A 13,877-nucleotide genomic window follows, 5' to 3' on the forward strand; every position below is an offset into this window, starting at 1 on the left:
AACCTTTAGCTTTTAAGAATTTAATGTAGCGCATATATTCCTTTTCGTCTTTTCGTTGGGAATATACTATTGCCAATTTCCCCTTCTGGGTCAATCTTTCATTGGTTCCTTTAATGTATGATTTATCAATACGCTTTTTAATGATTTCATACCTGGCATTGTAGGTGCCATCTACATCAAATCGTTTTTCGTCCATTCTAAATCGTATGGACAGGGAAGTACTGTACACTAAAATTAGGGAAGCCACATCCAATTTTACTGGAAGTTTGGTCTTAAGCGCGTAATATTTGTTTTCCATATCACACATAACCTGTAGTTGCCACAACCTTAGATTACTTAGGTAAAGCTTATCAAAATTACGGTCATTGGCAATGGAACTTCCAATATACATATTGTGCTCTACTCCATCTGTTTTGTATCTCTCAAAGTAATGTGGAAACATTTTTTGGGCATCAACTTGTTTTCTATCCAATAAAGAAGCAAGCTGCATATTGGCTTCCATCACACTATTGTCATAATTCCGGCGATGGTCGTAATATGATTCTGTAGTTGGATCTATTTGACTCTCATACTTCTCAACAAGCAGATTTATCTCCTTATCCTCTTTCTTTAAATGTTTGAAAACAGGTGCTACTTCTTCCTGTACAAAAATCAAAAATTGCCTGCTCAGTATGGGTATAAAGTGTTTCTCTTAACTCTTCAAGATAGGTGTCCACCCTAAACATCAACTCCTCATAAATGGGAAGTTTATACTTTTTGACAGCTGACCAGAGTACTTCATTAATTTCTGAAAGCTGAATCATTAAATCCCTCTGTATTGAGAGATTTCTTTCTTTTGAGGACTCCTTAATATCAATCTGTCCATACAGCGGATAAACATCTTTAAATACTATTTCCTTAAAAACAGGTTGATTTCCAATCAGTTCGTCCGACATGAACCGCTTGGCCTCCTCTTGAAATTTCCAATAGACGGAAGAATGAACCGTTGTACACTCGTGTTGAATAATGGCATCAACCAAATTTTCCTCTTCTTCTATGGATCGTATAACCGCGGAAACAATAAATGGCATTACATCATCCAGCTTGTTCGCATTTATGCTGTTAAGCTCATTTACCGTGGTAGAAACCAATTCCAAAACACCCAAAAGGTTTCCATTGTCCGCAATTGGTGCCAAAATAGCACTTTTTATCCCCTGCTCATGAAGGTTCTTGTAGGGTTGACCTCCGTTGGTCTTTTTATAATATTTTTTTCTACATTGGAAATGGCAAAATAGGTGTTCTCCTTAAAGAGTTTATCATAGGAATAACCGCATAGCATGGTATCGCAAGATTCCATTTCCTTACCCTTTAGAATGTGGCTTTCGATACCCTTCCCATATATTTTTAGGAATCGATTTGTCTTGGAATCATATCCCGCAAACCCAACGCTGATTTTTTTTAAGGTTAAAAAGCGACCTAAAGGTATCCTGAAAACTGTCCATAAAGTTTTCATTTCCTCTTTTATTGCTTCCAATAAGTGTGGATTTTATTTCCGAAATGGAATGTTCGGCAGTTACATCGAACATATTGGAGATTACAAAACCCTTTGAAATAAAACTGTTTGGCGGTATTTTTTCTTTCCAAAGATCTAGATTGTCAAAATTTTCCAAGAGTTCGTCAACGTCTTCCTGAGAAAGTTCCTTTGATTTGTCTGTAGGAATGATTTCCATAAAATCTGCATTGTACAGTATTCTATAATGTCTCATTACCCCATTTGCGTCCGGAATATCATAAAACAAAGGTCTTTTAAAGTCCATTTTAAAACCGTAGTAGTAACTCAGTACCACGGTACATTTCATGATATAATTGAGCTCCATGGGTAAATTCCGGATTTCCAGCTCAAATCCTTCACCTGCATTCTGCAAAATATTTTGAAACCTTTCGGAGGAGTTAAAAAACCAAATTATCAAATGGCGTGGAAGCTGTCTTAATCTCATTCAAGGTAAGCACCGGGGCAAATGTGTCCGCCAGAATGGTGCTAATCACATCCTCATGCTTCTTTAACAGCCCAACATCATCAAAACCTTCCCGTAGTTCAGGAAAAGGTGCCTGTGCATCCAATACGTGCTTGGCCCTATTTACCAAGTACACATCCTTGCTTTCTAGCTGATTATCATAGTGTTCCAATAATTTATTGAAACTTATCAACTGCAACATGGGACTTTCAGCATTGTAGTTTTGCTCCATACCAGTATTAGACGAGGTTTAGCCTATAAAGTTACAAAAAGAAAATATGCGCCAATGTTAAGGGAATCTTTATGGTTTTAACTGCAATTTTTAGATATTTAGTAAAATTTGCTGAATGTCATCGACCACAAGACTTGACCGCGCTTACCAAAATGCCAAAATCATCTCTTTTGATGATGACTCAAAGTTTATCTTTTTTAGCGATTGCCATAGGGGAGATAATAGCTTTGCTGATGATTTCGCAAATAACCGAAACATTTATTTTCATGCTCTAAACCATTATTATCGTGAAGGATTTGAGTATTGTGAACTGGGCGATGGCGACGAACTATGGGAAAACCTCAGCTTTGAATCCATTTTTGAAGCTCACAAAAATATTTTTCAATTGTTACGTCAATTCCATTTGGAAAACCGGTTACATATGGTTTGGGGAAATCATGATATGGTATATAGGGACGAGACTTATGTGAGCAAACATCTCTCAAGTTATTTTGAACCTATTGATGATTCGGACAAGGCTCTTTTTGAAGGCATAACGTACCATGAAGCACTTATTCTAAAACATAAGGAAAATGGACAAGAACTGTTCTGCACCCATGGACACCAGGCCGATTGGTGGAATTATGTTTGTTGGCGTATTGGTCGGTTTTTGGTTCGCATTCTTTGGAAACCTTTACAGGTGGTTGGAATTGCAGATCCAACCAGTCCAGCTAAAAACTACAAAGAACTCATACGAATTGAACGGCGGATCAAGCGTTGGATTTTAAAGAATACCCTAAAAATTACAATTGTAGGGCATACGCATAGACCTCGCTTTCCCGAACCAGGTCAAATTCCTTTGTTTAATGATGGTAGTTGTGTTCACCCAAGAAGTATTACCGGAATTGAGATTGAAAATGGGAAAATTTCATTAATCAAGTGGCAAATTGCAACAAAACCTGATGGTACGCTACAAATTGTTCGGATTTTGCTGGAAGGCCCTGAAAAATTAGCACATTATAAAACGGAATAGCCTTTATGCTCTCTTTGCTAATGTTTTTATTACCGTTACAAATTTATCAAGCTCTTCTGTAGTAGTATATACGTTGGGGGTTATCCTACAACCATTCACGTTGGCATATTCAATTCCAACGGTCCATATCTGAAACTCTTCCAGTAAGGTCTTGGCCAAATCCTTGGCTCCCATATTGGTGAGACCAACATTGGCTATTCCACAACTTCGTTCTTCTGCCTCCGGGGTATTGATAATTACATTTTCAACATTTCGCAATTGATCGCTCCAGTACCTTTGAATGAATCGCAGTCTATTTTCCTTTCGTTTCAATCCAATCATTTCAAGATAATCAATGGCATCATTTATGGCCAAATCTGAATGCACAGGGTGGGTTCCGATATGGTTCAATCGCTGAATTTTATCAGAATCAGTTACATGATCCGCCAATAGCGGCCATATTTTTCCAATATTTTTCTTGGCAACATATAACATGCCCGTGCCCAAAGGAGCACTTAACCATTTATGCAGACTTGAACCGTAATAGTCACAATTCAATTCACTAATGTTGACCTCAAAATGGCCTATACAATGTGCACCATCTACCAAAACCTCAACTCCATAGCTATGTGCCATATCACAAATTTTACGGATGGGAAGAATATGTCCAGTAATATTGATCATATGGCTGACCATTATCAATCTGGTGTTTGAGGTGATTTGGGATTCATATAATGTAACCAATTCATCATCCGAATTTGGATGGTTCGGTACAGAAACTTCTTTACAAACAACACCATAACGTTCACTAATCTGACGAAAATGGTCTCGCATTGAACCGTAATCCTGAATGGCGAATATGGCTTCATCACCTTTTTTCCAAGGATATCCTCCAATAATCATATCCAAAGATTCCGTAGTATTACGAGTGATTATCAATTCTTCAGACTGACAGCCGACCAAATTTGCCAGTCTGGCAGCTACTTTTTTCTTGTTGTCCCACTGTACCGTTCGCATATAAAAAGAAGCTTCATAATTTACATTCTTAATATGCTTAAGATGGTTGTTCATGATTGGGATGGGCACAAAATTGTAGTACCCATTTTCAAGATTTATATAGTCTGGTTTAAGGGAGTAGTCCTTTCGGATTCTTTTCCAAAATTCATCATCATTGTTTTTAGGGTAAGGTAGGTTTGTATCTTCATTTTGTGCGCTTACCGGTATTGAAAGAAAAGGCGTGACCACCGCCGCTTGCCCCAAGCGTTTTAAAAATTGTCTTTTTTTCATAATTTTTCAATTTATTGGTTAAACGTATCTTTTGAAAGCATTGAAAAGAACCCTAAATTGAGCTATACCTAGCTCAATTTACAATATAACTCAGAATTGGAACAACTTCAATCCATATTAAATCAAATTCCAATAAGGCATGACATTGCCTCACATTTAATGCTCCTTGGGGTAGTTCAAGGATTTTTTTTAAGTTTTGTCATTTTTGCTAGGGCAAGAAAGAACTCGGCAATAACCTTTTTGGGTTGGTCTTTATTTTTTCAGTCACTGGTTTTTTTAGATACATACCTGTGCTATACAGGGCTTATTAAATACATGCTTCATTTTAACGATTCTACGGAAGTGTTTGTACTACTGATAGCTCCAACAATTTATTTTTTCACTTATGCCTTGTTAGAGAGAAAGCCAATTACCTTAAAAAAACACTGGCCACATTTTTTGCTCCCTTTCGTTTATGGACTATCGCAAATCAATTATTACAAGGGGCCTTTAGCCGTAAAACTCAACGCATACCTAGGAGCTTACTATGATAATCTGGGTTACATACCTGTTCCAGACTCCTTTAATTTTACCTATCATATTATAAAAGATGAATTTAGATGGATGATTCTTTTCAGTTTTGTCCTCTACCTTGTTCTTTCGGCTAGATTAGTTTTTAAGTCGAGACGCAAAAAGGGATTGGCTCCAAAAAAAATAAAGCTTGACAAATATGCTTTTTCCAGAAACACGGTTGCGCTTTTTGTTTTTTTGCTGATTTTCCTATTTCTTATTTTCTTAAATCATGATGATGATAGTGGGGATCACTATATTGCCATTCTGCAAACCGTAATCACCTTCATCACAACTTTTTTTATCATTTCAGAATCTCGATTTTTTGAAAATTCCTGGATTGCGGACAAATATGAAACACTTACCTCCAACGGGTTAAATTTTATTGAAATTGAAAGCTTTATCCACGATAACAATTACTTTAAATCTTCGGAAGCAACTCTAAACGACCTTGCTAAAAAGCTTGAAACAAACCCCAATTTGGTTTCCAAACTGATCAATACCGAAACCGGAAGCAACTTCAACGACTATATCAATCAAAAAAGAGTACAGTTAGCCCAAGAAAAACTGATTAAGGCAGAGTATGCCCATTTAACGGTTGAAGCTATTGGAAATTTAGTCGGTTTTAGCTCAAAATCAGCATTTTACAATGCATTTAAAAAGTATGTGGGCACCTCTCCATCACAGTATTCAAAAAACAAAGTTTCTCCAGAATTGTAATTCAATACACTTCGGCTCCTCTTAAATTCCAATTCTTCTTCTTTGCTTCCCATCTTTGACCAAACAATTTTAACTATGGAGACAAAGATTCGCCGCTACGACTTGGATTGGTTACGAGTAATCGTTTTTGGATTGCTTATTTTTTACCATGTAGGTATGTTTTTTGTACCCTGGGGATGGCATGTTAAAAACAATGTAACCTATGATTGGCTACGTTGGCCTATGATATTTCTAAACCAATGGCGCTTGCCCATCCTATTTGTTATTTCAGGAATGGGCACGTATTATGCCTTGGGAAAAAGAAGTCTTTGAAAATTTAACCTGGAACGCTATTTAAGATTGGGTATTCCACTTGGTGTAGGGATGTTGCTCATTGTGCCTCCCCAAGTGTATTTTGAACGCCTTGCAAATGCACAATTTTCAGGGTCTTATTTTGAGTTCTTTACCACCATTGCCTTTGAAGGTATTTATCCCGAGGGAAATATAAGCTGGCACCACCTCTGGTTTTTACCCTATCTTTTTCTGTTTTCATTGGTGCTCTCTCCCATTCTTGTGTATCTACGTAGAAATGAAACAAAATTTGTAGAATGGATTAAACGACAGATTCAAAAACCATATGGACTTTACATTTTTGTTATCCCCTTATATGTACTTGAAGCCTGCGTAGAACCTTTTTTCGACATTACCCACGCATTGATTGATGATTGGTTCAATATAAGTTTTAGTATTGTTTTGTTCTTCTTTGGTTTTTTGTTGATAGCAACCAAGGATACCTTCTGGGAATGCTTGAAAAGCATAAAAACCAAAGCTTTGTTCATAGGGATCATTGCTTTCTCAAGTCAGGTTATCATATGGCTCTTCTTTGAAGATGGTTATATTATTCACTTTACCGAAGCAATGCTAAAGTGGTGAATATTTGGTCTTGGATTTTGGTGCAAAATGTAATAAAGGATATACTGCCCTGTTGCATAGGCAAGTGGTTTTACTGGGCCTATTTAGATATTGGGCTGCATAGGCAAAAAGCACCAAAATCCAAGACCAAATATTCACCACTTTTAGCATTGCTTCGGTAAAGTGAATAATATAACCATCTTCAAAGAAGAGCCATATGATAACCTGACTTGAGAAAGCAATGATCCCTATGAACAAAGCTTTGGTTTTTATGCTTTTCAAGCATTCCCAGAAGGTATCCTTGGTTGCTATCAACAAAAAACCAAAGAAGAACAAAACAATACTAAAACTTATATTGAACCAATCATCAATCAATGCGTGGGTAATGTCGAAAAAAGGTTCTACGCAGGCTTCAAGTACATATAAGGGGATAACAAAAATGTAAAGTCCATATGGTTTTTGAATCTGTCGTTTAATCCATTCTACAAATTTTGTTTCATTTCTACGTAGATACACAAGAATGGGAGAGAGCACCAATGAAAACAGAAAAAGATAGGGTAAAAACCAGAGGTGGTGCCAGCTTATATTTCCCTCGGGATAAATACCTTCAAAGGCAATGGTGGTAAAGAACTCAAAATAAGACCCTGAAAATTGTGCATTTGCAAGGCGTTCAAAATACACTTGGGGAGGCACAATGAGCAACATCCCTACACCAAGTGGAATACCCAATCTTAAATAGCGTTCCAGGTTAAATTTCCAAAGACTTCTTTTTCCCAAGGCATAATACGTGCCCATTCCTGAAATAACAAATAGGATGGGCAAGCGCCATTGGTTTAGAAATATCATAGGCCAACGTAGCCAATCATAGGTTACATTGTTTTTAACATGCCATCCCCAGGGTACAAAAAACATACCTACATGGTAAAAAATAAGCAATCCAAAAACGATTACTCGTAACCAATCCAAGTCGTAGCGGCGAATCTTTGTCTCCATAGTTAAAATTGTTTGGTCAAAGATGGGAAGCAAAGAAGAAGAATTGGAATTTAAGAGGAGCCGAAGTGTATTGAATTACAATTCTGGAGAAACTTTGTTTTTTGAATACTGTGATGGAGAGGTGCCCACATACTTTTTAAATGCATTGTAAAATGCTGATTTTGAGCTAAAACCGACTAAATTTCCAATAGCTTCAACCGTTAAATGGGCATACTCTGCCTTAATCAGTTTTTCTTGGGCTAACTGTACTCTTTTTTGATTGATATAGTCGTTGAAGTTGCTTCCGGTTTCGGTATTGATCAGTTTGGAAACCAAATTGGGGTTTGTTTCAAGCTTTTTAGCAAGGTCGTTTAGAGTTGCTTCCGAAGATTTAAAGTAATTGTTATCGTGGATAAAGCTTTCAATTTCAATAAAATTTAACCCGTTGGAGGTAAGTGTTTCATATTTGTCCGCAATCCAGGAATTTTCAAAAAATCGAGATTCTGAAATGATAAAAAAAGTTGTGATGAAGGTGATTACGGTTTGCAGAATGGCAATATAGTGATCCCCACTATCATCATCATGATTTAAGAAAATAAGAAATAGGAAAATCAGCAAAAAAACAAAAAGCGCAACCGTGTTTCTGGAAAAAGCATATTTGTCAAGCTTTATTTTTTTTGGAGCCAATCCCTTTTTGCGTCTCGACTTAAAAACTAATCTAGCCGAAAGAACAAGGTAGAGGACAAAACTGAAAAGAATCATCCATCTAAATTCATCTTTTATAATATGATAGGTAAAATTAAAGGAGTCTGGAACAGGTATGTAACCCAGATTATCATAGTAAGCTCCTAGGTATGCGTTGAGTTTTACGGCTAAAGGCCCCTTGTAATAATTGATTTGCGATAGTCCATAAACGAAAGGGAGCAAAAAATGTGGCCAGTGTTTTTTTAAGGTAATTGGCTTTCTCTCTAACAAGGCATAAGTGAAAAAATAAATTGTTGGAGCTATCAGTAGTACAAACACTTCCGTAGAATCGTTAAAATGAAGCATGTATTTAATAAGCCCTGTATAGCACAGGTATGTATCTAAAAAAACCAGTGACTGAAAAAATAAAGACCAACCCAAAAAGGTTATTGCCGAGTTCTTTCTTGCCCTAGCAAAAATGACAAAACTTAAAAAAAATCCTTGAACTACCCCAAGGAGCATTAAATGTGAGGCAATGTCATGCCTTATTGGAATTTGATTTAATATGGATTGAAGTTGTTCCAATTCTGAGTTATATTGTAAATTGAGCTAGGTATAGCTCAATTTAGGGTTCTTTTCAATGCTTTCAAAAGATACGTTTAACCAATAAATTGAAAAATTATGAAAAAAAGACAATTTTTAAAACGCTTGGGGCAAGCGGCGGTGGTCACGCCTTTTCTTTCAATACCGGTAAGCGCACAAAATGAAGATACAAACCTACCTTACCCTAAAAACAATGATGATGAATTTTGGAAAAGAATCCGAAAGGACTACTCCCTTAAACCAGACTATATAAATCTTGAAAATGGGTACTACAATTTTGTGCCCATCCCAATCATGAACAACCATCTTAAGCATATTAAGAATGTAAATTATGAAGCTTCTTTTTATATGCGAACGGTACAGTGGGACAACAAGAAAAAAGTAGCTGCCAGACTGGCAAATTTGGTCGGCTGTCAGTCTGAAGAATTGATAATCACTCGTAATACTACGGAATCTTTGGATATGATTATTGGAGGATATCCTTGGAAAAAAGGTGATGAAGCCATATTCGCCATTCAGGATTACGGTTCAATGCGAGACCATTTTCGTCAGATTAGTGAACGTTATGGTGTTGTTTGTAAAGAAGTTTCTGTACCGAACCATCCAAATTCGGATGATGAATTGGTTACATTATATGAATCCCAAATCACCTCAAACACCAGATTGATAATGGTCAGCCATATGATCAATATTACTGGACATATTCTTCCCATCCGTAAAATTTGTGATATGGCACATAGCTATGGAGTTGAGGTTTTGGTAGATGGTGCACATTGTATAGGCCATTTTGAGGTCAACATTAGTGAATTGAATTGTGACTATTACGGTTCAAGTCTGCATAAATGGTTAAGTGCTCCTTTGGGCACGGGCATGTTATATGTTGCCAAGAAAAATATTGGAAAAATATGGCCGCTATTGGCGGATCATGTAACTGATTCTGATAAAATTCAGCGATTGAACCATATCGGAACCCACCCTGTGCATTCAGATTTGGCCATAAATGATGCCATTGATTATCTTGAAATGATTGGATTGAAACGAAAGGAAAATAGACTGCGATTCATTCAAAGGTACTGGAGCGATCAATTGCGAAATGTTGAAAATGTAATTATCAATACCCCGGAGGCAGAAGAACGAAGTTGTGGAATAGCCAATGTTGGTCTCACCAATATGGGAGCCAAGGATTTGGCCAAGACCTTACTGGAAGAGTTTCAGATATGGACCGTTGGAATTGAATATGCCAACGTGAATGGTTGTAGGATAACCCCCAACGTATATACTACTACAGAAGAGCTTGATAAATTTGTAACGGTAATAAAAACATTAGCAAAGAGAGCATAAAGGCTATTCCGTTTTATAATGTGCTAATTTTTCAGGGCCTTCCAGCAAAATCCGAACAATTTGTAGCGTACCATCAGGTTTTGTTGCAATTTGCCACTTGATTAATGAAATTTTCCCATTTTCAATCTCAATTCCGGTAATACTTCTTGGGTGAACACAACTACCATCATTAAACAAAGGAATTTGACCTGGTTCGGGAAAGCGAGGTCTATGCGTATGCCCTACAATTGTAATTTTAAGGGTATTCTTTAAAATCCAACGCTTGATCCGCCGTTCAATTCGTATGAGTTCTTTGTAGTTTTTAGCTGGACTGGTTGGATCTGCAATTCCAACCACCTGTAAAGGTTTCCAAAGAATGCGAACCAAAAACCGACCAATACGCCAACAAACATAATTCCACCAATCGGCCTGGTGTCCATGGGTGCAGAACAGTTCTTGTCCATTTTCCTTATGTTTTAGAATAAGTGCTTCATGGTACGTTATGCCTTCAAAAAGAGCCTTGTCCGAATCATCAATAGGTTCAAAATAACTTGAGAGATGTTTGCTCACATAAGTCTCGTCCCTATATACCATATCATGATTTCCCCAAACCATATGTAACCGGTTTTCCAAATGGAATTGACGTAACAATTGAAAAAATATTTTTGTGAGCTTCAAAAATGGATTCAAAGCTGAGGTTTTTCCCATAGTTCGTCGCCATCGCCCCAGTTCACAATACTCAAATCCTTCACGATAATAATGGTTTAGAGCATGAAAATAAATGTTTCGGTTATTTGCGAAATCATCAGCAAAGCTATTATCTCCCCTATGGCAATCGCTAAAAAAGATAAACTTTGAGTCATCATCAAAAAGAGATGATTTTGGCATTTTGGTAAGCGCGGTCAAGTCTTGTGGTCGATGACATTCAGCAAATTTTACTAAATATCTAAAAATTGCAGTTAAAACCATAAAGATTCCCTTAACATTGGCGCATATTTTCTTTTTGTAACTTTATAGGCTAAACCTCGTCTAATACTGGTATGGAGCAAAACTACAATGCTGAAAGTCCCATGTTGCAGTTGATAAGTTTCAATAAATTATTGGAACACTATGATAATCAGCTAGAAAGCAAGGATGTGTACTTGGTAAATAGGGCCAAGCACGTATTGGATGCACAGGCACCTTTTCCTGAACTACGGGAAGGTTTTGATGATGTTGGGCTGTTAAAGAAGCATGAGGATGTGATTAGCACCATTCTGGCGGACACATTTGCCCCGGTGCTTACCTTGAATGAGATTAAGACAGCTTCCACGCCATTTGATAATTTGGTTTTTAACTCCTCCGAAAGGTTTCAAAATATTTTGCAGAATGCAGGTGAAGGATTTGAGCTGGAAATCCGGAATTTACCCATGGAGCTCAATTATATCATGAAATGTACCGTGGTACTGAGTTACTACTACGGTTTTAAAATGGACTTTAAAAGACCTTTGTTTTATGATATTCCGGACGCAAATGGGGTAATGAGACATTATAGAATACTGTACAATGCAGATTTTATGGAAATCATTCCTACAGACAAATCAAAGGAACTTTCTCAGGAAGACGTTGACGAACTCTTGGAAAATTTTGACAATCTAGATCTTTGGAAAGAAAAAATACCGCCAAACAGTTTTATTTCAAAGGGTTTTGTAATCTCCAATATGTTCGATGTAACTGCCGAACATTCCATTTCGGAAATAAAATCCACACTTATTGGAAGCAATAAAAGAGGAAATGAAAACTTTATGGACAGTTTTCAGGATACCTTTAGGTCGCTTTTTAACCTTAAAAAAATCAGCGTTGGGTTTGCGGGATATGATTCCAAGACAAATCGATTCCTAAAAATATATGGGAAGGGTATCGAAAGCCACATTCTAAAGGGTAAGGAAATGGAATCTTGCGATACCATGCTATGCGGTTATTCCTATGATAAACTCTTTAAGGAGAACACCTATTTTGCCATTTCCAATGTAGAAAAATATTATAAAAAGACCAACGGAGGTCAACCCTACAAGAACCTTCATGAGCAGGGGATAAAAAGTGCTATTTTGGCACCAATTGCGGACAATGGAAACCTTTTGGGTGTTTTGGAATTGGTTTCTACCACGGTAAATGAGCTTAACAGCATAAATGCGAACAAGCTGGATGATGTAATGCCATTTATTGTTTCCGCGGTTATACGATCCATAGAAGAAGAGGAAAATTTGGTTGATGCCATTATTCAACACGAGTGTACAACGGTTCATTCTTCCGTCTATTGGAAATTTCAAGAGGAGGCCAAGCGGTTCATGTCGGACGAACTGATTGGAAATCAACCTGTTTTTAAGGAAATAGTATTTAAAGATGTTTATCCGCTGTATGGACAGATTGATATTAAGGAGTCCTCAAAAGAAAGAAATCTCTCAATACAGAGGGATTTAATGATTCAGCTTTCAGAAATTAATGAAGTACTCTGGTCAGCTGTCAAAAAGTATAAACTTCCCATTTATGAGGAGTTGATGTTTAGGGTGGACACCTATCTTGAAGAGTTAAGAGAAACACTTTATACCCATACTGAGCAGGCAATTTTTGATTTTGTACAGGAAGAAGTAGCACCTGTTTTCAAACATTTAAAGAAAGAGGATAAGGAGATAAATCTGCTTGTTGAGAAGTATGAGAGTCAAATAGATCCAACTACAGAATCATATTACGACCATCGCCGGAATTATGACAATAGTGTGATGGAAGCCAATATGCAGCTTGCTTCTTTATTGGATAGAAAACAAGTTGATGCCCAAAAAATGTTTCCACATTACTTTGAGAGATACAAAACAGATGGAGTAGAGCACAATATGTATATTGGAAGTTCCATTGCCAATGACCGTAATTTTGATAAGCTTTACCTAAGTAATCTAAGGTTGTGGCAACTACAGGTTATGTGTGATATGGAAAACAAATATTACGCGCTTAAGACCAAACTTCCAGTAAAATTGGATGTGGCTTCCCTAATTTTAGTGTACAGTACTTCCCTGTCCATACGATTTAGAATGGACGAAAAACGATTTGATGTAGATGGCACCTACAATGCCAGGTATGAAATCATTAAAAAGCGTATTGATAAATCATACATTAAAGGAACCAATGAAAGATTGACCCAGAAGGGGAAATTGGCAATAGTATATTCCCAACGAAAAGACGAAAAGGAATATATGCGCTACATTAAATTCTTAAAAGCTAAAGGTTATTTTACAAATAACATTGAAATTGTAGAACTTGAAGGTTTGCAAGGTGTCACCGGACTTAAGGCAATAAGGGCTGAAATTCTATATACAAAGGACACACAATCCGAAAGAACCTATACCTATAATGATTTAATGGAGGAATTGAAATCTTAGTAATAAGTTTCTTTATGCTACTCTATCCGGCCCCAAAAAAATGAAATGCGAGGCCAAATGCCAATACAGATATTACTATCCCTATAATAAAAATAGTATAGGTTGTTCTCAATATCTTATACTTTCTATTTAGGACAAGCCCCAGAAAATAAAGGTCTTTGGTAAGTGAAGAATAAATGTAGTCCTTGTCTTTTACCAATTCTTGGATGGCCCATTCATAT

Annotated in this window: 14 protein-coding genes and 2 pseudogenes; 6 read left to right on the plus strand and 10 right to left on the minus strand. The window is 36.8% G+C overall.

Going from position 1 to position 13,877, the window contains the following annotated elements:
- The 5 genes and pseudogenes from AAY42_RS18430 to AAY42_RS18450 all read right to left on the minus strand — a co-directional run.
- Positions 1-655: pseudogene (locus AAY42_RS18430) on the minus strand (GAF domain-containing protein); the annotation flags it as partial.
- Entirely contained in the window at positions 597-1,175 is a 579-nt protein-coding gene (locus AAY42_RS18435) for a hypothetical protein (protein ID WP_055391974.1), read from the minus strand. The pseudogene AAY42_RS18430 and the gene AAY42_RS18435, both read right to left, overlap by 59 nt.
- Before the next feature lie 11 nt (positions 1,176-1,186).
- Positions 1,187-1,336, minus strand: a complete 150-nt coding sequence (locus AAY42_RS18440) for a hypothetical protein (RefSeq protein ID WP_245625565.1) — start codon at positions 1,334-1,336, stop codon at positions 1,187-1,189.
- Between the two features lie 70 nt (positions 1,337-1,406).
- Entirely contained in the window at positions 1,407-1,904 is a 498-nt protein-coding gene (locus tag AAY42_RS18445) for a hypothetical protein (RefSeq protein ID WP_245625566.1), read from the minus strand.
- A 25-nt stretch (positions 1,905-1,929) separates the two neighbouring features.
- Positions 1,930-2,226, minus strand: a complete 297-nt coding sequence (locus tag AAY42_RS18450; protein ID WP_055391976.1) for a hypothetical protein — start codon at positions 2,224-2,226, stop codon at positions 1,930-1,932.
- Positions 2,227-2,341: 115 nt separating this feature from the next.
- Here AAY42_RS18450 and AAY42_RS00025 point away from each other — a divergent pair, with 115 nt between their 5' ends.
- A complete protein-coding gene (locus tag AAY42_RS00025) occupies positions 2,342-3,238 on the plus strand; it encodes a metallophosphoesterase (RefSeq protein ID WP_055391977.1) in 897 nt (298 codons plus the stop codon).
- Between the two features lie 3 nt (positions 3,239-3,241).
- Here the strand turns inward: AAY42_RS00025 and AAY42_RS00030 are convergent, their stop codons facing one another.
- The gene (locus tag AAY42_RS00030) at positions 3,242-4,504 is read right to left on the minus strand and encodes an aminotransferase class V-fold PLP-dependent enzyme (RefSeq protein ID WP_055391978.1); all 1,263 of its coding nucleotides are present in this window, start codon (positions 4,502-4,504) and stop codon (positions 3,242-3,244) included.
- A gap of 96 nt (positions 4,505-4,600) precedes the next feature.
- Here AAY42_RS00030 and AAY42_RS00035 point away from each other — a divergent pair, with 96 nt between their 5' ends.
- The 3 genes from AAY42_RS00035 to AAY42_RS18385 all read left to right on the plus strand — a co-directional run bounded on the left by AAY42_RS00035 (position 4,601) and on the right by AAY42_RS18385 (position 6,685).
- The gene (locus AAY42_RS00035; protein WP_055391979.1) at positions 4,601-5,773 is read left to right on the plus strand and encodes a helix-turn-helix domain-containing protein; all 1,173 of its coding nucleotides are present in this window, start codon (positions 4,601-4,603) and stop codon (positions 5,771-5,773) included.
- A 75-nt stretch (positions 5,774-5,848) separates the two neighbouring features.
- The gene (locus AAY42_RS18380; protein ID WP_055391980.1) at positions 5,849-6,085 is read left to right on the plus strand and encodes an acyltransferase family protein; all 237 of its coding nucleotides are present in this window, start codon (positions 5,849-5,851) and stop codon (positions 6,083-6,085) included.
- Between the two features lie 27 nt (positions 6,086-6,112).
- A complete protein-coding gene (locus AAY42_RS18385) occupies positions 6,113-6,685 on the plus strand; it encodes a hypothetical protein (RefSeq protein WP_055391981.1) in 573 nt (190 codons plus the stop codon).
- On the opposite strand, the gene AAY42_RS00050 is transcribed toward AAY42_RS18385, so the two are convergent.
- Both AAY42_RS00050 and AAY42_RS00055 read right to left on the minus strand, forming a co-directional pair.
- Entirely contained in the window at positions 6,674-7,657 is a 984-nt protein-coding gene (locus tag AAY42_RS00050) for an acyltransferase family protein (protein WP_082433274.1), read from the minus strand. The two genes, AAY42_RS18385 and AAY42_RS00050, sit on opposite strands and share 12 nt — an antisense overlap.
- Positions 7,658-7,732: 75 nt before the next feature.
- Positions 7,733-8,905: a helix-turn-helix domain-containing protein gene (locus AAY42_RS00055; RefSeq protein ID WP_055391979.1), complete on the minus strand. Its 1,173-nt coding sequence runs from the start codon at positions 8,903-8,905 to the stop codon at positions 7,733-7,735.
- A 96-nt stretch (positions 8,906-9,001) separates the two neighbouring features.
- Between AAY42_RS00055 and AAY42_RS00060 the strand changes: the two genes are divergently transcribed.
- Complete coding sequence (locus AAY42_RS00060; RefSeq protein WP_055391978.1) at positions 9,002-10,264, plus strand: aminotransferase class V-fold PLP-dependent enzyme; 1,263 nt, start codon at positions 9,002-9,004, stop codon at positions 10,262-10,264.
- A gap of 3 nt (positions 10,265-10,267) precedes the next feature.
- Here AAY42_RS00060 and AAY42_RS00065 read toward each other — a convergent pair.
- Positions 10,268-11,168: pseudogene (locus AAY42_RS00065) on the minus strand (metallophosphoesterase).
- A gap of 115 nt (positions 11,169-11,283) precedes the next feature.
- Here AAY42_RS00065 and AAY42_RS00070 point away from each other — a divergent pair.
- Complete coding sequence (locus tag AAY42_RS00070; RefSeq protein ID WP_055391982.1) at positions 11,284-13,656, plus strand: GAF domain-containing protein; 2,373 nt, start codon at positions 11,284-11,286, stop codon at positions 13,654-13,656.
- Positions 13,657-13,678: 22 nt separating this feature from the next.
- Here AAY42_RS00070 and AAY42_RS18390 read toward each other — a convergent pair.
- Positions 13,679-13,877, minus strand: a 199-nt coding sequence (locus tag AAY42_RS18390) for a Pycsar system effector family protein (protein ID WP_055391983.1), incomplete at its 5' end; no start/stop codon positions are given.

The sequence above is a fragment of the Flagellimonas eckloniae genome, from assembly GCF_001413955.1.
Classification (GTDB): domain Bacteria; phylum Bacteroidota; class Bacteroidia; order Flavobacteriales; family Flavobacteriaceae; genus Flagellimonas; species Flagellimonas eckloniae.